We start from the raw sequence: 20,176 nt of genomic DNA on the forward strand, positions 1-20,176 counted from the left end.
AAAAAGCCGAAGTATTTATACATCATATCGCATCTTCAGCACTTTCGAGCGAAGTTTCAGAATATGAACTCTATATCGAAGCATATGAACAAACAACAGTGTGAAAACCAAAAGTGAAAGCATAAATGTCCAGAAGACATCAGGAGACTGCTGGCCCATGGCCGGCTGCGGGTGGAGCTGTGCATCAGCCGCCCAAAACTTTACTGAAACATAGATGATGGGAACATTAAAAAATGCTGCAATGCCTATGACGGATGATATTCTTCGGGTTCTTTCCCCCTCATCACCGAAGTTGCGTACCATAAAGTATCCTATATAGATGAGGAACATGATGAGTACAGTGGTGAGGCGTGGCTCCCAACTCCAGGGAGCGCCCCAAATGGGTTTCGCCCAGATGGGTCCTGTAATCAGGACAAGAGCGCAGAATAGTGTTCCCAATTCAGCCGCAGCAAGACCGAGATGATCAAACTTTTCATCTTTTTTCATGAGGTAAAGAACAGCGGCAATCATGACAAGGAGATAAGCGACTCCTGCCGTCCATGCTGACGGTACGTGGTAGTAGAAGATCTTTTGTGCCATCTGCTGTTCGGGATCGATCCGTGTCACACTCAGCACAAGATAGAGAACTGTAATCCACAGAACGGCTATAGCGCCGACCATTAATTTGGAACTCTGTTTAGAATGAAACGACTCCATCACTCCTCGCTCACATAGTCATAGATTAAATAACCCACAAGGCTATAAACAACGACGAAGGTTACAATCAACTGGAACCACAGTTGCCACTGGCTGAACGGCTGATTCTCCATCATGGCGGCGGTACTCTTTACTGCACTGATAAGCAGTGGTGTCACCATAGGAAAGAGCAGCAGTGGAAGGAGCATTTCATTTACCCGGACGCGCATAACCGTCCCGGAAAGGAGACTGCCAGCGGCACTGATTCCCAGGTCCACCAGCAGAAAAACAGCCATCATCTGGCCCAAGTTAGATGGAAGGGGCAGCTGAAGAAAAAGAAAAAAGAGCGGCAAAAGAATCACCTGAGCAACAACTAAGAAAATGAATCCGCTGAGACACTTGCTGACAAAGAGGATACTCCTTTCAATAGGAGCGGAAAGAATCATTGAAAAAGCATCAAACTCTTTTTCAAGACTGTGGGAACGGTGGAGTGCCAGCACGCTCACAAACAGGAAAATCATCCACATTAATCCAGGAGCGAATGTCTGCATGGATTGAGGGGACGGCCGGAAAGCGAAGGCATAGAGCAGTGTAACTGCCGCACCGAATGTAACCATGGAGATGAGAATCTCTCGGCTCCGAAACTCTATAAGAAGATCTTTTCTTAAAAGGACCGCCAGCATCAGGCCTCCGCCGCAAAACCATTACTTTTGGATCTCGCCTCGTTCCCTTCAGTCGTCTGAAGACGCCCTCCACTCAGCTCCACCATCCGGTCACAGTTTGAGGTGAGCCAATCTTCATCATGGGAAACAAGTAAAAGTGATCTGCCTTCTGCCCGCCAGGAGTTGATCAATTTGGAAAGCGTCGACTTCCCCTCACTGTCAAGGCCGGTGGTGGGCTCGTCAAGAAGGAGAAGTTCCCAGGGAATGATCAAAGCTTTTGCCAGCGACAGCCTCTGAAGCATCCCGCGGGAGAATTGCCTGATGGGACCGCTTCTGCCGGGATCGAGTCCCACTTCCGTTAAATTGTATTCAACATCAGCCTGTGTAACATCCAGACCATAAAGCCTGGTTAGCAGCACAAGATTTTCTTGGGCGGATAGAGGCGGGTAAAATCCAGGCTCGTGCCCGATATAAAGAAGTGAACGGCGTTGGTCCGCACCACCATTCAGGATGGAATCACCGTTCCAGGAAACGGATCCCTCATCACAGGAAACCACCCTCACAACGATTCGCAGAAGGGTCGATTTTCCCGAGCCGTTAGACCCCGCCATTCCAACCGATTCGCCATCCCTGATCTGAAGCGAAACTTTCCGAAGAATCGGCCGGTAGCCGAACTGTTTACTGACATTTTGTATGAAGAGCACTGACTTTTGAATCAGTTAGCCGAAATTGATGGATTTCATCTGTTCCAACACATTTGACACTTCCCGCTTGAGTTCGTTCCTGTTCCTCTGAAAATCATCAGAGGAGACATTCCCCATTTCATATTCAAGCTCCAATTCCTTGATCTGTTCATAGAGGGAAAGTTTACGTAATGCCAGCGCTTCAACTGTCACTCCATGACCGGTTCTATTTTTTCCTTTAACTTCAAAGAGTGGCTGGACGGCAAAGCCGATGACCAGAACAAATGTGAGGACGATCATGAGGACGGCGAACATTTTATTTTCCCTTGCCTGATGCACGGCTCGGCCAGAGAGCAATGACGGTCCCGAAAAGAAGGAAATAGCCCCCCAACCAGACAAACCGAACCAGGCGGTTTACCATAATCTTAATGGTGAGCAGTTCATTCTCCGGATCTATGCCGCCAAATACAGAGTAGACGTCCTCCCGCCATGTGGAGTGAAGCGAAAGTTCGCTATGAGGCTGGTGGCGGTCAGGATTCGGATTGCGGTGAAAATATATCCGTTTCTCCGGGGTCAGGGAAACCACATTTTTGCCCTCTTTGATCACATCAAGTGTGGCAATCCAGGCATAGTGATTCGGTCTCTCCTCTTCTTTCAAATCGGCAAGAAGTATATCATAGCCGGCCAGTTGAACTTCGTCACCCACTGACATGGTCCATTCCTTATCTTCATCAAAGGCCTTTCCTATAAATCCCACAAACATAAAGACAATCCCTATATGAACGATATACCCTCCGTAGCGCGACCTGTTCTTTGAGACCATCTTTAAGAAGGCAGTAAATGGGCTCTCGTCAAACTTTCTGGTTCTTACACTGATACCCCGCCAGAATTCAAGCAAAATAGCGGCTGCCACAAAGGCCGCAAGAAAAACTGTAACCACAGGATATACGGTCCGGATGCCCAAAACCAGAACCACCATAACTACCAGAAGACCTGTAAGAACAGGAATGGAGAAGTTCCTGATCAAACTCTCTTTGGAGGTTCTCCGCCATGCCAGCAGCGGGCCAATGCCAGCCAGCAATAGCAGGAAAAGACCGATGGGAATTGTGATCTGATTGAAAAATGGCGCACCCACTGTGATCTGAGTTCCTGTTACTGCTTCAGAAATAATAGGGAATACAGTCCCCCACAATACAGCAAAACATATACTCACAAAAATAACATTATTAAAAAGAAACCCGCTCTCTCTGGAAACAAACGATTCCAGTCGCTTCTCGGTTTTCAGATCATTGAGTCTGGTGATAATCAGATAAATACTTACAGCAAGAATGAGCAGGACGAACGCAAAAAACATGGGGCCCAGGGAAGATTGTGTAAAAGAGTGAACTGAGGAGACCACACCACTGCGCGTGAGAAACGTGCCGAAAATACAGAGCAGAAACGTCACCAGAATGAGGATCATGTTCCACACTCTCAGCATATTTTTCTTTTCCTGAATAATGATACTGTGGATAAAAGCGGTCCCCGTCAACCAAGGCATGAAGGAGGCATTTTCAACAGGGTCCCATGCCCAGTAGCCACCCCATCCCAGCTCATTGTAGGCCCACCAGCCTCCCAATAGGACTCCGATTCCAAGGGCCAGCCAGGTGAACAGCGTCCACCGGCGGATGGTGCGTACCCAGACAGCGTCCAACTGCCGGGAAAAAAGTGCCGCTATGGCAAAGGCAAAGGGAACAGAGAAACCCACATAGCCTAGATAAAGCATGGGCGGGTGTATGGCCATGGCGGGATTTTGAAGCAGCGGATTGAGCCCCAGTCCATCTTGTACCACAAAGTCAGCCTCAACTGGTGCAAAGGGATTAGCCACAAAATTGACCAGCAGCAAAAAGAAAGCCTGGATGACGGTGAGTGTTATGATGACATAAGGCATGAGCTTCTCATGCCTGTGCCTGTTTTGAAATATGACCACAGCCGAATAGCAGCAGAGAACAAAGAGCCAGAACAAAAGCGATCCTGACTGGCCCGCCCAGATTGCCGTGAATTTGTAGATGGTAGGCGTGCCCAGGCTGGTGTACTTGGCCACATAGTCCATGTCAAAATCGCTTTTCAAAAGACTTGCCAGCAGCGTTACCGTTGCCAGTACTACAAGAAAGCAGACGCTCAGGCTGGTTCTCTGAGCCGCAAAGAAAAATCTCTCATCGCTCCGCCGAAGGAAAAGAACGATGAGAAAAATGGTGACAACGGCTAAGCCGAGACTCAGACTGAGAAGTGAGGCACCGTATTGTGGCATATCTTTATACTATAGAATTGAAGAACAGGATCAAAGGGAGGTATCCGTTTCCCTCAGGTCGCCCTCATAGCGAGAGGCGCACTTTGTCATGAGATTGTCCGCGTAGAATTTTTCACCGTCGTAGATACCCTCCACAATGACTTCAGACCCATTTTTGAACATATCAGGTACGATTTTGTGATAATTGACAGGCAGCTGGTTTTGTTCCTGTATCAGAACAAAAGAAAGGGAGAGAGGATCATCCTTATTTCGGACAATAGAACCGTCTTTTACATTGCCGCCTAATCGAAACCGCTTACCGGGTTTATTATCTTTTTTTATTGTCAATTCCTGAATGGTGACATATGGAAGTTCATTCCCTTTAAAACCAAGGCCGACCCAGACAGTCATCAGGAGAGCGATGGCAATGATGACAGCTGCAAATTTCTTATTCATGTGTCACTCTTATTACAGAACAGGCGTTTCTGTCCACTCCCCAAAAACTTTTTTCATGGCGTCAACAATTTCTCCCATGGTGGCATCTGCTTTTGCAGCTTCCACGATGGGCGGAACCAAGTTTCCGCCTTCGCGCGAAATCTCTTCCACCCTATTGAGACAAGCATCAACCATTGCCTGGTCACGGTTTTCACGGAGCTTGACCAAATCTGCTTTTTGTTTTTCCTCGGCCTCCAGACCGATCTCCAGAATAGGGATCTCTATTTCTTCATCTTCTTTAATGAAGTCATTAACCCCCACCACAATGCGGCTGTTTTCATTCACCTTCTTTTCATAGTCAAACGAGGCACGTGCAATCTCCCGCTGAAAAAATCCCTCCTCAAGTGCCGGAATAACACCACCCATTTTTTCCACTTTCTCAAAATATTCTTTTGCCTCTTTCTCCAGTTCATCAGTGAGTGATTCGATGTACCAAGACCCTCCCAGAGGATCAACAACATTGGCCACACCTGTTTCATAGGCAATAATCTGCTGGGTCCTGAGTGCAATCTCGGCAGCCTTTTTTGAAGGCAAGGCCAGTGTTTCATCCATGGAATTGGTATGAAGGGACTGTGTCCCGCCCAAGACGCCGGCCATGGCCTGGAATGCGGTGCGGGCAATATTGACTTCCGGCTGTTGGGCGGTGAGGCTGCAGCCGGCTGTCTGCGTGTGAAAACGCAGTTTCCACGAGCGGGAATCCTTGGCACCGTATTTCTCTTTCATATGACGGGCCCAGATTCGCCGCGCAGCCCTAAACTTTGCGATTTCTTCCAAAAAATCAAGATGGGAGTTGAAGAAAAAAGAGAGTCTAGGAGCAAACTTGTCAATATCAATACCGCGCTCGATGGCATGCTCAACATAACAGAATCCATCCAGCAGCGTGAATGCAAGTTCCTGAGCGGCGGTGGAGCCTGCCTCCCGGATGTGATAGCCGCTGACGGAGACAGTATTGAACTGTGGCATTTCGTTGGTGCAAAACTCAATAGTGTCTGTAATAATCCTCATATGATCTCTGGGCGGGTAGATCCATTCTTTCTGAGCAATGAACTCTTTCAGGATATCGTTTTGAAGTGTTCCACGGAGATCCTTTAGAGGGATACCCTGTTCTTCAGCAACGGCAATGTAGAGAGCCAGCAAAACGATGGAGGGACCGTTAATGGTCTGGGAAACGCTCACATCACCGAGGCTGATACCGTCAAAAAGTGTCTTCATATCTTTGAGAGAGCAGACGGAAACACCGCATCTACCCACCTCTCCCTCGGAAAAGGGGTGGTCCGGATCGTAGCCCATGAGGGTGGGCATATCATAGGCTATGGAGAGACCCATTTGACCCTCCCTCATGAGAAAATGGTACCTTTCGTTGGTTTCCCTCGGTGTCCCGAAACCTGAGAATTGCCGCATGGTCCATAGCTTGCCACGGTACATGTTGGCGTGGATGCCTCTTGTGTAAGGATATTGCCCGGGAAAACTGATCTTATCCATGAAATCACCGGTGGGCTGTTCCGGGTAGTAGAGCACATCTACCTCTTCACCACTTAGAGTATCAAAGCTGTACTGACGCTCTCCATTTGAAGAGGATTCCTTCTTCCAGCGTGCCTCAGATTCAGAGAAGAATTCTAGTTGGTGGTTCCCGTTTGAGGACATTTTAGTTAGATCCGGTCACCCGGGATCTGGTTACAGTTTGAACTCCTTCGTAGATCATCCAGACAATAAGGACAATCAGAAACATGTTTAGGCCGAAAAAAAGCCAGTTATTCGTGAAAAAATCTATGGTATTTATGATGATAGACACAAGTGTTCCTGTCATGACTAAGATCATGGGAATAAGTACCGGCAAGATTGGCCTTTTCAGCTGCCAGAAGTAGAGCGTTACCACCATGAGTGTCAATCCAGCCAACATCTGGTTACTGGCACCAAACATGGGCCAGAGTACCCATCCCGCCTGTTTGGCCGCACCGGTGGATGGATCGGTCACATTCCATAGAGTTAAAGCAAGGGCCGGCAGGACAGCAACAGCTGTTCCAATGTACCTGTTTGTCAGCAGCTTGATATTCACAGCACTGCCAAGTTCGGACAGGACGAACCGCTGAATACGTGTGGCAGTGTCCAGGGTTGTGGCGGCAAATGAAATAACCAGAACTGCCATAAGTGTTTTTGCCAATTCGGCCGGAACGCCCAATTCCTGAATGAGGGCACCTCCGCCCAGAACAAAAGCAGACGCCTTGTTACCGCTGGCATGGGCCCAGCTGTCATAATAGACGGCCCAGGAAAGATCCGCCACCTGCCCTTGAGAGGGCAGTGTGCAGGCAGCCACGAGGGAAATCCCCGCCACCGCTGCAATCATGGATGCAAGGGCCAGAGTCCCCTCCCCCAACATACCGCCGTAGCCGATGAAGCGTGTATCGTTCACATGATTCACCTGCTTGGAGGTCGTACCCGAAGAAACAAGGCCGTGAAAGCCGCTGATGGCACCACAGGCGATTGTGACGAACAGGAGCGGGATCATAGGCGGTGCGCCGTGGTCCACCACCATCCTGATGGCCGGAGCCTCAACTAGAGGCCGAACATAGAAAATTCCTGCGTAAAGTAATCCGAGCCCAACAAGAAGTTGGTGGCTGTTAATAAAATCTCTCGGTTGAAGGAGGAACCAAACAGGCAAGAGACTTGCAATGGCCGAGTAGATAAACAGCAGAATCACCCAAGTGGTCGACGCATCGGTCGGTGACATGCCCAGACTCTCAAAACTGAGGGGTGTTTTTGTTCCAACCCAGACAAAGAAGTAGAGCAGGCCAAGAGCTACAAGAGACGGCACCAGTGCATCTACACCTTTTTTGTAAATGAGCCACCCCACAGCAATTGCCAGCAGGATCTCTATATTGATGGGTAGAACAGTGCTGGGGACACCCACAAAAAGATCGGCTATGGCCATAGCGAAAACGGCCAGCACCAACCACACCAACATCATGACAAACAGAAGGAACATAATGCGGGCATTATCGCTCATGAGCTTGCTGCTCACATCAGCGATGCTCCGCCCCTTTTCACGAACGCTCACAATCAGCGCACCAAAGTCATGAACAGCACCCATAAAAACGGTTCCGAGGATAATCCAGAGGCACGCCGGGAGCCAACCCCAGTAGGCGGCTACGCAGGGACCAATGATGGGCGCCGCACCGGCGATGGAAGTGAAATGATGACCAAAAAGGATGTGCTTTTTCGTGGGAACGTAATCCACATCGTCCCTCAGTTCATGAGCAGGGACTTTTAAGTCAGGATCAGTTTTGTATATCTGGTCAGAGATCCAGCGGGAATAGAAGCGATAACCCAGATAAAAGGCCGACAAACCTATAACGGCAAGGAGTGCAGAATTCATTCTATGTTGATATTCAGGCTAGGGGATGGTTGAGACCGAGGCTGCCAGTTCTGACACCGTTTCAGCAATCTTCTCCGCTGTGAGACCGAGGTCGTTCAACAGCCGCCGCCGATCACCGTGCTCAACAAACTCATCTGGAATACCCAGCTGACGTACTTTCCCGATAAAATTTCTTTTATTCAAAGCGGACATAACGGCTGACCCAAAACCACCTTCAAGAGACCCTTCCTCAATGGTAACCACCGTTGAAAATTGTTCGCATATCTCATCCAGCATCCTTTCATCCAGGGGCTTAACGAAACGAGCATTCACAAGTTGAAAATCCATGTTCTGTTTTTCAAGTGCATCCCGTGCTTCTATCACCATGCTGCCCACAGCCAGGACGATAAGGTCGCTTCCTTCTTTCAAAACTTCCCACGTGCCCACTTCAACAGCTTTCGGTGCCAGCGATTCATCAAAAACCATGGATGAAGCTTTCGGATAGCGTACCGCAAAAGGACCTTGCCAATGGTTCAGTCCGGTGTACATGAGATCTCGCAGTTCATTACCATCTTTCGGCGCCGCCAGGGCCATACCGGGAATTAACCTGAGAAAAGAGAGGTCAAACACACCGTGATGGGTAGGGCCGTCCGGTCCCACAACGCCGGCTCTGTCCAGACAGAACAGGACAGGCAGTTTCTGTAGAGCAATATCGTGGATGATCATGTCATAACTGCGCTGTAAAAATGTAGAATAAATGGCCACTATGGGCTTCAGCCCAGATGCAGCCAGACCACCGGCAAATGTTACGGTGTGGCCTTCGGCGATCCCGCTGTCAAAGAATCTGTCAGGATATTTTTCAGCAAAAGGAACAAGGCCTGTTCCCTCCCGCATGGCCGCCACCACGCTGACAACATCTTCATCTTCTTCGGCAAGCTGACAAGCGATGGAACCAAAAACTTTGCTGTATCCCGGCGCTATAGAAGGCTCTTTAGCCTGGCCGTCACCGTTGCCGGAAAGAGAATAATACTTCAGCGGATCGGCTTCAGCTTTTTCTTTGCCGATTCCTTTCCGTGTCAGTACATGGACCACTGCCGGATATGATACACCCTTCAAATTCTGAAACGCCTCCAGCATTTCATCCATATTGTGACCATCGATGGGACCGAAATACCTGATTCCCAACTCCTCGAAAATCATACCCGGCACAAGAAAATGCTTGAGACCCTCCTGGATGGTGTGCGCTATTCGGCGGAGAACTTTCTTAGGGATTCCCGGAAGTATTCCTGTCAATTCCCAGATCTTATCCCTCACACGGTTGTAGAGCGGATTTGTCACCACCTTTGTGAGGTAGTGGGACAGGGCACCGACTGTGTGTGAAATGGACATTTTGTTATCGTTCACCACCAACAACAATTGACTCGGGAGTACGCCAGCATTGTTTAACCCTTCGTAAGCAAGACCGCCTGTCATGGCGCCATCACCGATAACGGCCACAATGCGGTGTTTTTCCCCTTTCAGGTCACGGGCTCGGGCCATACCCAAAGCAGCTGAAATGGAGGTGCTGGCATGGCCAGCACCAAAAACGTCATACTCACTTTCGTCACGCTTACAGAAACCGCTGATGCCGTCACCCTGGCGTAAAGTATCAAAGCTGTCCCGGCGTCCTGTGATAATCTTGTGGGGATAGCACTGGTGACCCACATCCCAGATGAGTAAATCTTTCGGAGTATCAAAAACCCTGTGAAGGGCCACGGTGAGATCAACAACACCAAGGGGAGATGAAAAGTGGCCTCCCTTCTCTTCAACCACATCGATGATGTTCTGGCGAATATCATCGCAAAGGGAAGAGAGTTCCGTGCGATCCAGCTGCCTCAGGTCATGGGGTGAATCAACCCTCTCCAAGATACTGGTTTTTTCAGGCAAGTGACATTTCCCCTTTCAGGGTAGTAAAGTAGTCATGAATCCGGGTTTCTCCCGTCAGTTCGGGATGAAACGCAGCGGCCATGTGGTGCCCTTCCTGAACAAGGACAGGTTCATCATTAACGGATGCTAGGACCTCAACACCTTCACCCAGGTTCTTGATCCTTGGTGCCCGGATAAAGACACCACGCATGGAAAAGGCCTGACCATTGGTAGTAACATCCAGATTATCAATGAAGGAATCGACCTGTCGTCCATAAGCGTTCCGCTCAATTTCCATATGGATAAGGTTCAGTGTCTCCACACGGTCATCATCTACTTTGGTAGCCATGAGGATCATACCCGCACAGGTACCGAACACGGGCCGATCAGCGGCAAAGTTGAGTAGCGCGTCATACATATCAATCTCATTGATGAGCTTGGTCATTGTGGTGGATTCACCGCCGGGGATGATGAGACCGTAACACTCTTTAAGGTCCTCAGGTCTCCGTACATCCACAGACTGAACATCCAGTTGTTTCAGAACTGCAAAATGTTTGGCATACGCCCCCTGGAGACCAAGGACGCCGATTCGCTTCACTACCAGCCACGCTCCTGGAGGCGCTCTCCTTCAGGAATCTCAGCCATATCCAGACCTTTCATGGCTTTCTGGAGATCATATGAAACCTCCGCCAGTTTGGCCGGGTCGTTGTAGTAGGTCACCGATGCAACAATAGCCTTCGCCCTCACCGCTGGATCTTCAGACTTAAAGATACCCGAGCCTACAAAAACACTTTCCGCCCCAAGTTGCATCATAAGAGACGCATCAGCCGGAGTGGCGATTCCGCCGGCGGCAAAGTTGGGTACAGGAAGTTTTCCAAGTTTGGCCACCTGTTTCACCAGGCTGTAAGGAGCACCGAGATCTTTAGATCTCGCCATAATCTCATCATCGCCAAGGACAGTCAGCGATTTGATATCATTCTGAACCTGCCGCATGTGGCGAACAGCTTCAACAATATTCCCACTGCCCGCTTCGCCTTTGGTCCTGATCATGGCGGCACCTTCTCCGATGCGCCGAAGTGCTTCGCCAAGGTTACGGCAGCCGCAGACATAAGGAACCTTGAAGGCATGTTTGTCAATATGATTGTACTCGTCCGCTGGTGTCAACACTTCACTTTCATCAATAAAATCGACACCCAGAGATTCCAGCACCTGCCCTTCGGCAAAATGGCCGATGCGGCACTTCGCCATGACTGGAATGGAGACAGTTTCCTGGATATCCTTGATCACCTGCGGGCTGGACATGCGAGCAATCCCGCCGTCGGAGCGGATGTCAGCGGGAATGCGCTCTAACGCCATGACAGATACGGCGCCGGAATCTTCCGCAATCTTCGCCTGTTCTGCATTGGTAACGTCCATAATGACGCCGCCCTTCAACATTTCAGCCAGACCGACCTTTACTTCAAATGAACCTTTTTCCATTATTAGTACACCTCCTCTTCTTCAAGTGAGAACTGCTTAATCCTTTCATGAACCTGATCTATAAGGTAATCAGGTGTGGAAGCACCAGCAGATATACCGACCTTTTCCACCTGGTCAAACCAGGCCGGGTCCAAATTCTCAGCAGAATTCACTTGGTATGTGTTTGGGTTGATCTCCAACGCCAGTTGTGTCAGGCGCTTTGAATTTGCACTTGTAAATGAACCTATGATCACCATGACATCGCTATCAGCAGCAAGTTCCTTAATCTGCTCCTGGTTCCGCTTGGTAGGAAAGCAGATGGTGTTGATAAAGTGAAGATCGAAAACTTTTGTCATGAGAATATTGATGATCTCCTTAACATTCTCAATAGTCTGTGTAGACTGGCTCACCACCCCGACCCGTTTCATTTTCCGGAGGGCACGGGCTTCTTCTGGGGTGGCTAAAACAAGGGGATTATTGGCATGGCTCTCAATCCCCACCACCTCATCATGTCCGTGGTCACCGATGATTATGATCTGCCGGCCGTCCTTCTCAAGCTTTTTCACTTCGTCATGTATTTCCTGAACCAGAGGACATGTGGCATCAATAATGTTGAGCCCTTTTTCACCAGCCTCGTCCCACACCCTGGTGGCTGTACCGTGGGCACGGAAAAGGACAGGCTTATCATCAGGAATCTCATCCAGAGTTTCTACCACCTTGGTCCCTGCCTGGGCGAGGTCAGCTACAACCTGTTCATTATGGACAATGTCTCCCAGCATGTAGACTTTCCCGTCTTTCTCTGCACTTTCGTAGGCCAGGTTCACAGCATCCCGGACACCGAAACAGTAACCCGCATCTCCAGCAATGGTGATTTTCATAGTTGGCTTCCTTCACTCAGCTGTTTTTTTATTTCAGTGGCAGTGGCGGGGATAATAGCCTCTCTGGTGGTGTCCATGGTCTGACGCACAACAGCACCGGCGGCGAATGGGTGACCACCACCACCAAACTGTCGTGCCAAATCATCAATCTTCACCCTCCCTTTTGAGCGAAAATTCAATCTTGTTTTGTTATCTGCAATTTCGTGGAGCATAACAGCCACTTCCACACCTTTAACGGACCGAACCGTATCGGTAAAACCGCCCACATGTGTGCTGGAGGCGCCGGCTTCTTTGATCATCTCTCTGGTAACTATAAACCATGCCAGTTTTCCACCGGCTGAAAGATGAATATTTTCCAGCACAGCGCCTAGAAGCTTCACCTTTTCCACAGGCGCGGACTCGTAGACTTGCTGATAAAGCTCATACGGCCTGACGCCGAACCGGATCAATTCACCCGCCATTTCGTGGGCCGCGGCATCGGTGTTGTTGAATCTGAAGGAACCGGTGTCAGTCATTAGTGCAACGTAAAGCCCTTCGGCCGCCTTAAGGGAAATAGTCTCCATGGAACCGTTGGCATATTTCAAAAAATCGTAAATAAGGTAACCCGTAGCGCAGGCGGTGACATCGTGGACAGAATGGGAAAAACCGTTCGGCTCCTGGTGGGGGTGGTGATCAATGGAAAGAAGTTTAATACCTAATTCTTCCAGATCTTCCCCCAGGTGGCCCAGTCGATTATAATCCCCAATATCAAAGATGATGGCCAAGTCAGCGGCGGCCAATATGTGCTTTTGGGTCTGCCTGTCATAGTGGCGAAAATCGGCATATTCCGAAAGAAAGTAGAGGTCCTCAGGGACGGGCGACGGATTGAGGATAGTGAATTTTTTACCCTTGCTTTCCAAGTAGTCTGCCATGGCAAGCTGGGAGCCAAGGCCGTCCCCATCGGGGTTCATATGGGTGGACATAATTATATTCTCCGCTCCATCCAGAATTTCCTGAACGGCAGACCACCTATTATTCTTATCTATTTCAGTACTCATCTTCTCGAGTCAAGAAATTTAATCTGCCTTCTCCTTATACGCACGAACATAGTGTTTACTAGAAACCTGAATAACGGTGCCTTTCAGCTCAAGTTCCATCAGAGTCTGGCTGATCAGTCCCTCCATAACAAAGTTCAGCCAGTCGGGGAACCAGTTCAGACAACCCCTCCCCTGTTACACTGGATATGAAGGCTGTGGCTTCACCGTTCTTCAGTTTAGGTGTTTCAGCATCCGCTGGAAGAAGGTCCCGCTTGGTGAAAACCATGAGCCGAGGACGATCCAGTAGTGCTTTGTTATGGTTCTTCAACTCATCCAGGAGGGTGGAGACTGTAGCATCCGGATCCTCGTCAGTAATATCGATAAGGAGAGCCAGGATCGACGTCCGCTCAATGTGCCGGAGAAAGCGAATCCCCATCCCTTTCCCCTCACTGGCACCCTCAATGAGGCCAGGAATATCCACCATGACAAAAGAATCGAAATCACCGTATTTCACAATGCCCAGATGGGGTTCCAGTGTGGTGAACGGATAGTCGGCAATCTTCGGTCGGGCGGCGGACAGTTTGGAGAGGAGTGTGGACTTCCCGGCGTTGGGGAGACCAACCAGCCCCACATCAGCCAGCAGTTTCAGCTCTAGTTCATAGATGAATTCTTTTCCCGGTTTTCCCGGTTCTGACTCCCGAGGTGTCTGATGAGTGGATGTGGCAAATTCAGAGTTGCCCCTTCCGCCGAAGCCGCCTTCAGCTCCCCGAAACTCATCACCATCATCCACCAAATCGGCAATTATGTGCTTCTCCCCCGCTTTTTTTAGGACAGTACCCGGCGGCACGGGTATAATCACATCCTCACCATTAGGGCCTGTTTTCCGGCTGCTGGAGCCGGCGCCTCCGCTGCCGGCTCCATAGGACTTTCTGTACTTTATATCCTGAAGTGTATGGAGCTGGCTATCCACCCTGAAAATAACATCACCTCCTTTTCCTCCGTTACCTCCATCAGGACCACCCTTGGGAAGATACTTCTCCCGCCGGAAGCTTACACAGCCGTTACCGCCATTTCCGGCCGAAACCTTGATTTTTGCATAGTCGACGAACATTTCACTGGAATTTACTTCACTTCAAATCCAAGGACAGGACTTAGTTATATATAGTGATCAGACAACTGACTACCGGCACCGATCAGCTATGTTCTTCCTGAAATTCGCGCAGTAATCATGTAGTCTTGAGAAACTACTCCTCAATTATAATAGACTGGTTAAATAGGAAAAATGTTCAGAGGGGATTCCAAATTTCAGGCCTAAAGGCATTTCCTCGCGTCAAAAAAGGATGTACTTTCTCCGAGAATCTTTTTTAGTAAGGAACATTAGTTTGACACCTCAAGAACATAGCGAACGAAGGCTTGCCGCCATCATGTTCACGGACATGGTGAATTATTCTGAACTCATGCAAAAGGATGAGGCGGGCACTCTTCAACTTCTTGAAGATCAGCAAGAGATCGTCAATAAGATCCTGAAGGACCATGGCGGTCGGCAGATCAAAACAATCGGTGACGCCTTCTTTGCACAGTTTGACAGTATTCTGATTGCATTGAATTGCGGCGTCAATATTCAGGAGACCCTGGTAGAGTTTAATTCCACCCGTCAGTTCAGTCAGAGGATCAACCTACGTATCGGGATCCACCTGGGTGATGTTGAAGTCAAGGATAATGACGCTTATGGAGACGGTGTAAACATTGCTTCACGAATTGAGCCTTTTGCTGATGCAGGTGGTATCTGTATTACGGAAGATGTCTACCGCCAGGTTATGAATAAAACAGAAATGAATTTCCGCTCCATCGGTAAAAAGGAACTGAAGAATATTACCTACAGCCCGGAGGTCTACAAGGTCATCCTCCCCTGGGAGGACCGGCGGCAAAGTTCAGGCCAAGACTATCCCGAGAATAAGGACCGTCGCGGTAAGCAAAGTCAACCAACACCTCAAAAGACCAGCAAGAAAAAACAGAATATAATGCCCATTGCCCTGGGCGGACTCCTGGTCGTTGTACTGGCCTTCATGATTGGGTCCTATATCAGCTCGAGTGAAGAAATTGGTGGTGATCCGAGTCGGTCACGTTCCATTGCTGTACTTCCATTTCAAAATCTCTCTGATGCATCGGGGAGTGATTATTTCTCAGATGGAATCACGGAAGATATCATCAGTCATCTGGCTGAGATAGAGGGGTTGAGGGTCATCGCCAGGACTTCCATACTTCAGTACAAAGGGACAAATAAAACTGTTGTGGAAATAGCAAAAGAGCTGAACGTGAACACCATCCTGGAAGGCTCCGTTAGGAGAGCGGGTGATCAAGTCCGTGTGGTGACGCAGCTCATTGACATAAAATCAGATGATCACCTCTGGACTCAGACCTATGACAAAAAACTTGATGATATCTTTGCCGTTCAGACTGATATCGCCCAAAACATCGCCGCCTCCCTTGAAGCAAAACTTTCAACAAAGGTTCAGGAAAAGCTGGCGTCCACTCCTACCACAGATACACAGGCCTATGACTATTACCTCAAAGGAAAAGAACAGTATTATTCCTACACCATGGAAGGTTTTAGAGAATCAGTGAAATTTTTTAGCCAGGCCCTGGAGATAGACCCTTCATATTCTCTTGCCTATGCAGGCCTGGGTAACGCATATGCCCAGATATTCTACAGGACAAAAGATCCAACATTTAGTGACCTGGGTTATACCGCTGTAAACGAGGCCTTGAAACAGAATCCCGAACTGGCTGAAGGTTATAAAGCAAAAGCCCTTCTGGCACATTTTAGCGACAAGAAGACCGAGGCGCTGAAACTGAACATGAAAGCCATCGAACTTAAGCCAGGCTACACCGAGGCTATTGGTAATGTGGGTACTGTAAATTATGATTTAGGTGATATCAGTCAATTCATAAAGTATTTCAAAATATTTAGTGCCAGTAACCCCAACCACAGGTTCTCCAGTGAGCGCATTGCCATCGCTTACTTCATGCTAAATGAAGTTCAAATTGGACTGGAAACAGCTATGGAAGGCATCAGGAAGATCCCAGATTCCTATGAATGCCGAAACCTTCTCTTTCACCATTATTTAAACAGCGGTAATTCAAATAAGGCTAAAACCATTCTTGATGAACTGGCTAAGCTCCGGCCAAATGACGGCCGGATCAGCGGTCTCTGGTCCCTTTATCATCTCATGGCCAGCGATTTTGAAAAGGCCCGAGAAAAAGCTCTGTCCACCCCAAACCCAAACCAGCATATAAAATCCTTTCTGGCCTATGCCCACAAAAAACTGGGTAATTCAGACGAAACTGAAAAAATCCTTTCAGAAATTGAGTCGAAAGCATTGAAAGAACTGGCCGCCGGTGCTGAATCATACCATCAATATTTTATCTTGGCTCGAACTCATGCTATGCGGGACGATCTAGACAAAGCCGTCGCCAGCCTTGAAGATGCAATAAACAGCGGCTTCAGGGGATATGCTGATGACACCAATTTTCTTTCATGGACTGTAGATCCCATTCTTTCCAATGCTAGAAAAAAAGATGGCTTCATAAAACTTCAGGAGCGTATGGAGATGATCATAGATCGGGAACGCGCTGAAGCTGGCTTAACCAGTTGATAAACATGCTTTGCAGGCATAAAATTAACCGCCTCAACAGCACTACCAATTTCATCATGGAAGATGCTACTGTTGAAATAAGCCTATTATTTTTTTCCTGTGTATAAGTTTATTTTAGTCTGATTTCAACCTGAGCTTCCAATATTATGGTAACTGTGGCTAATTTTACTCCGGGGATTTATGCGGTCTGAACTCACAATACATTTAACAAATTTCAACTAGCATCATGTCACTGAATACGAGATCCTGCCGATTAATAATCCTGTCCGCCTGCTGTGCATTTATACTTGCACTGTCTCCAGCTAACGGACAAGAGCAAAACCTGGACAACTTGTTGCAAACATCGGAGCAGGATATAGATATCTGTAATTCAACCATCTATATTTTGCAAAATAACCTCCCGAAAAGAACCTCTAAAAAAATCAGCAAGAAACTATCAAAAGAGCTAAGGAAGGTTAAAAAACGGCTCAAGATAAAAAAACGTTACTACAATACGGAGTGCCGGTTCGTTGACTGCGTAGTTGAGGATATCGGAAAAACGAAGGCCACCCACGCTTTTGTCCTGGACAATAGTGTGAATCTGTTGGGAGCTGACCGGGGTATTGTCATGAGAGAACTTCTCTATGACTTCAACAGTGACAAGATAAAACCGTCGGCCCAGTTCGAACTGCTATATCTCCTGGGTCTCCTGGAAGACAACTCGGAAATAAACCTTGAGCTTTCTTCCCATACAGACACAAGAGGCGTTGACGCCTACAACCTGGACCTTTCTCAGCGACGCGCAAATTCAGTTATGAAATGGCTTACTGACAACGGCGTTGATCCCGACCGGTTAAGGGCGGTGGGATACGGCGAGACAAGACCGGCCTTAATCACTAGTCAGCAAGAGGGGCTCTACCCGTTCATAAAAGAGGGTGACATCCTGACTTCAGATTATATCAATTCACTCGACACTCCTCAAAAACAAGACATAGCCCATGCCTTAAACCGCCGGACCGAGGTATCTATTTCGAGCACTGTTGTACGCAAGATCATGGGTGGAACCCTCGATCTTATGCTTCTTGATTTGGACGACGGTGTTCTTGTGAGTGAAGTATCAACTGACTTTATTGGCAGCGAGAAGGATCTTTACGACAGGGTCCAGAATATGAGCTGGGAGCTGGTGGTGAATTTCGGCCTTGACAAATGTAAAAGAGGCCTGGGCGCATTATTGGTGCCAATAATCATCGTAGGCGGCGGTGCCGGTTACTATGCCTACACAGAAATGACGGCTGAAGAAGAAGGCATCGGTGCTCCCCCAGGATTGCCAGAGGATTGCTGCAACAAGTAGTTCTTATGCATAAGAATTATCTAAAACAACTTTCCTTTACCTTGCTTTTCTCCACTGGCGCTCTGTATGCCCAGTATTCAACGGAACACTATCTACCACCACTCTATACGTCTTCATCAAACCAAAGCCCAAAAGACAGTGGATTTAAACTTCATCTAACCACCATGGAAACCAGTGCATTTACCGTAACTGTAAAAAAATCCAATGGGAACACACTAACTACTCTTAGCATCAGCAAAACCTCACCAGGGGCATACGCTATAGCTGACGGGGGTGCTCATCCTGCTTACCTGTTTGCGGACGCTGTTGGTACCTCCGATGAGGACAAGGGGCTTTACCTAACCTCAACAACAAAGAAGTTTTATGTACGATTGGAGCTTGAGACAGAAAATCAATCTCAATCATCAACGATTTCTTCAAAGGGTGACAAAGGAAAAGGAAAGACATTTTACTCTGCCCACTTCTTGCAAAATGGTTTTTCCGGAAACGACAAATCAAGCTTTGCTTCCATCATGGCCACGGAAGATGGAACAACTGTAACCATTGATCCAAAAACAGGCGTCTACTGGAACAGCAGAGGGAATGCTAATTCATGGTCACAGTCCCTTGATAAGGGAGAATCATATGTCTTAGGCATGACCTCCAGTGAGGCCACCTATGATAACGACATTATCGGTACAAAAATCACCGCTGACAAGGATATCGTTGTGAACTCTGGTACCTGGATGGGTTCTATAGGCGGCACCTCTAATGGTAGCGACATTGGCATGGATCAACTGGTCCCGGTAGAGAAAATGGGTGAAGATTATTTTGCTGTGTCATACCATGACGCTAATAACGGTGGAAATGCCGCCATTGTTCTTGCAACCGAGGACAATACCTCAGTAACAGCAGATGGATCTTCAGTTGACAGTGATCTTGATGAGGGTGAATTCGTTGAAGTTGACATGGATAATGATGAATTCAGATATATTGCTGCCAATAAACCTGTGATGGTATGGTATCAAGGTGCTTCTGAATCGAATAAGAATGGGAAGAACAATTTCGATTTCATTGTATTGGCTCCTGTAAGCTCCGACGTGGATGATGATGGTTACAATCATGCCTATTTTAGTGACCCTGAGGATGCAATTAGTGGAAGTAAGCATACCTGGTTTCTGATGGAAAAAAGTAGTGCGACTACTACCATCAAGAGAGGAAACAGTTCAGTAGTCAGTCCGAGCAGTTTTGGCATGACATCAATGGGCACCCAAAGCATTAATAGTGCAACATGGAAATACTGGCGCATTGTAAGTCAAACTTCTGATGATGATATTTATTTCTCCAGTAATGGACCTATACATGTTTGGTATGGATTGGGCTCTGGTACTCAGGGACACATGTCATCTCAGTTCCCCTTTTATGCCAGCAACACAGCACCCACAGCCACAGCCCAGACGGTGGCGTCTCCTTTTCCTCTTGAGGACGTGGATAAGACCATTACCCTGGCAGGTACTGATAATGAAGGTGATGACCTCACCTATACCATAACCACATTACCAAGTAACGGAACACTCTATCAGACCTCAAACGGTTCTACCCGGGGAAACGCCATCTCCTCAACAGGAACCCAAGTTTCAGACGGAAGTCACCGGGTCATCTATGTTTCCGCCTCAAACGGTAATGGAGACATCCACGGAAATTTTGCCTTCAAGGTTAACGATGGCACTGTCGATTCTGACGCCGCTATCGTAACGGTAAATGTTACAGCGGTGAATGACGCCCCTGTGATAGATCAGGTTTCGGATCCTTCAGCCA

At 48.2% G+C, this 20,176-nt stretch carries 17 protein-coding genes; 3 read left to right on the top strand and 14 right to left on the bottom strand.

The features are described from left to right. Positions 1-15 precede the first annotated feature (15 nt). From EYO21_02750 to obgE, 14 genes are all read right to left on the bottom strand, one after another. A complete protein-coding gene (locus EYO21_02750; protein ID HIB02730.1) occupies positions 16-699 on the bottom strand; it encodes a cytochrome C assembly protein in 684 nt (227 codons plus the stop codon). Continuing rightward, positions 696-1,358: a hypothetical protein gene (locus EYO21_02755; GenBank protein ID HIB02731.1), complete on the bottom strand. Its 663-nt coding sequence runs from the start codon at positions 1,356-1,358 to the stop codon at positions 696-698. The genes EYO21_02750 and EYO21_02755 overlap by 4 nt, the downstream gene beginning before the upstream one ends. Continuing rightward, positions 1,358-2,041, bottom strand: a complete 684-nt coding sequence (locus EYO21_02760; GenBank protein HIB02732.1) for an ABC transporter ATP-binding protein — start codon at positions 2,039-2,041, stop codon at positions 1,358-1,360. Before EYO21_02760 ends, EYO21_02755 begins: the two co-directional genes overlap by 1 nt. Before the next feature lie 15 nt (positions 2,042-2,056). Then, the gene (locus EYO21_02765; GenBank protein HIB02733.1) at positions 2,057-2,335 is read right to left on the bottom strand and encodes a hypothetical protein; all 279 of its coding nucleotides are present in this window, start codon (positions 2,333-2,335) and stop codon (positions 2,057-2,059) included. A gap of 1 nt (position 2,336) precedes the next feature. Continuing rightward, positions 2,337-4,310, bottom strand: a complete 1,974-nt coding sequence (locus EYO21_02770) for a heme lyase CcmF/NrfE family subunit (protein HIB02734.1) — start codon at positions 4,308-4,310, stop codon at positions 2,337-2,339. Between the two features lie 30 nt (positions 4,311-4,340). After that, complete coding sequence (locus EYO21_02775) at positions 4,341-4,745, bottom strand: cytochrome c maturation protein CcmE (protein HIB02735.1); 405 nt, start codon at positions 4,743-4,745, stop codon at positions 4,341-4,343. A 12-nt stretch (positions 4,746-4,757) separates the two neighbouring features. Then, entirely contained in the window at positions 4,758-6,428 is a 1,671-nt protein-coding gene (locus tag EYO21_02780; protein HIB02736.1) for a methylmalonyl-CoA mutase, read from the bottom strand. A gap of 1 nt (position 6,429) precedes the next feature. Further along, positions 6,430-8,157: a carbon starvation protein A gene (locus tag EYO21_02785; protein HIB02737.1), complete on the bottom strand. Its 1,728-nt coding sequence runs from the start codon at positions 8,155-8,157 to the stop codon at positions 6,430-6,432. 18 nt (positions 8,158-8,175) lie between these two features. Then, entirely contained in the window at positions 8,176-10,044 is a 1,869-nt protein-coding gene (gene dxs / locus EYO21_02790; GenBank protein HIB02738.1) for a 1-deoxy-D-xylulose-5-phosphate synthase, read from the bottom strand. 10 nt (positions 10,045-10,054) lie between these two features. Next, positions 10,055-10,639, bottom strand: coding sequence for a pyridoxal 5'-phosphate synthase glutaminase subunit PdxT (gene pdxT / locus EYO21_02795; protein HIB02739.1), 585 nt, complete (start codon positions 10,637-10,639; stop codon positions 10,055-10,057). Then, entirely contained in the window at positions 10,639-11,520 is an 882-nt protein-coding gene (pdxS, locus tag EYO21_02800) for a pyridoxal 5'-phosphate synthase lyase subunit PdxS (protein HIB02740.1), read from the bottom strand. The genes pdxT and pdxS overlap by 1 nt, the downstream gene beginning before the upstream one ends. A gap of 2 nt (positions 11,521-11,522) precedes the next feature. Next, positions 11,523-12,377, bottom strand: a complete 855-nt coding sequence (ispH, locus tag EYO21_02805) for a 4-hydroxy-3-methylbut-2-enyl diphosphate reductase (GenBank protein HIB02741.1) — start codon at positions 12,375-12,377, stop codon at positions 11,523-11,525. Next, positions 12,374-13,414, bottom strand: a complete 1,041-nt coding sequence (locus tag EYO21_02810) for a bifunctional oligoribonuclease/PAP phosphatase NrnA (protein ID HIB02742.1) — start codon at positions 13,412-13,414, stop codon at positions 12,374-12,376. The genes ispH and EYO21_02810 overlap by 4 nt, the downstream gene beginning before the upstream one ends. A gap of 88 nt (positions 13,415-13,502) precedes the next feature. After that, a complete protein-coding gene (gene obgE / locus EYO21_02815) occupies positions 13,503-14,504 on the bottom strand; it encodes a GTPase ObgE (GenBank protein HIB02743.1) in 1,002 nt (333 codons plus the stop codon). A gap of 229 nt (positions 14,505-14,733) precedes the next feature. Between obgE and EYO21_02820 the strand changes: the two genes are divergently transcribed. The 3 genes from EYO21_02820 to EYO21_02830 form a co-directional block, all read left to right on the top strand. After that, positions 14,734-17,049, top strand: coding sequence for an adenylate/guanylate cyclase domain-containing protein (locus tag EYO21_02820; protein HIB02744.1), 2,316 nt, complete (start codon positions 14,734-14,736; stop codon positions 17,047-17,049). Between the two features lie 226 nt (positions 17,050-17,275). Beyond that, positions 17,276-18,379, top strand: a complete 1,104-nt coding sequence (locus tag EYO21_02825) for an OmpA family protein (GenBank protein ID HIB02745.1) — start codon at positions 17,276-17,278, stop codon at positions 18,377-18,379. 5 nt (positions 18,380-18,384) lie between these two features. Continuing rightward, positions 18,385-20,176, top strand: a 1,792-nt coding sequence (locus EYO21_02830; GenBank protein HIB02746.1) for a hypothetical protein, incomplete at its 3' end; no start/stop codon positions are given.

This window comes from Candidatus Neomarinimicrobiota bacterium, assembly GCA_012964825.1.
In the GTDB taxonomy this organism is placed as follows: domain Bacteria; phylum Fidelibacterota; class Marinisomatia; order Marinisomatales; family S15-B10; genus UBA2125.

Excerpts from the sequence above, each read along its gene's own strand:
- EYO21_02785 (HIB02737.1), bottom strand. The coding sequence starts at position 8,157 with ATGAATTCTGCACTCCTTGCCGTTATAGGTTTGTCGGCCTTTTATCTG.
- EYO21_02770 (HIB02734.1), bottom strand. The coding sequence starts at position 4,310 with ATGCCACAATACGGTGCCTCACTTCTCAGTCTGAGTCTCGGCTTAGCC.
- EYO21_02775 (HIB02735.1), bottom strand. The coding sequence starts at position 4,745 with ATGAATAAGAAATTTGCAGCTGTCATCATTGCCATCGCTCTCCTGATG.
- EYO21_02810 (HIB02742.1), bottom strand. The coding sequence starts at position 13,414 with ATGAGTACTGAAATAGATAAGAATAATAGGTGGTCTGCCGTTCAGGAA.
- pdxS (HIB02740.1), bottom strand. The coding sequence starts at position 11,520 with ATGGAAAAAGGTTCATTTGAAGTAAAGGTCGGTCTGGCTGAAATGTTG.
- EYO21_02820 (HIB02744.1), top strand. The coding sequence starts at position 14,734 with ATGTACTTTCTCCGAGAATCTTTTTTAGTAAGGAACATTAGTTTGACA.
- EYO21_02765 (HIB02733.1), bottom strand. The coding sequence starts at position 2,335 with ATGTTCGCCGTCCTCATGATCGTCCTCACATTTGTTCTGGTCATCGGC.
- EYO21_02755 (HIB02731.1), bottom strand. The coding sequence starts at position 1,358 with ATGCTGGCGGTCCTTTTAAGAAAAGATCTTCTTATAGAGTTTCGGAGC.
- EYO21_02780 (HIB02736.1), bottom strand. The coding sequence starts at position 6,428 with ATGTCCTCAAACGGGAACCACCAACTAGAATTCTTCTCTGAATCTGAG.
- EYO21_02825 (HIB02745.1), top strand. The coding sequence starts at position 17,276 with ATGTCACTGAATACGAGATCCTGCCGATTAATAATCCTGTCCGCCTGC.
- ispH (HIB02741.1), bottom strand. The coding sequence starts at position 12,377 with ATGAAAATCACCATTGCTGGAGATGCGGGTTACTGTTTCGGTGTCCGG.
- obgE (HIB02743.1), bottom strand. The coding sequence starts at position 14,504 with ATGTTCGTCGACTATGCAAAAATCAAGGTTTCGGCCGGAAATGGCGGT.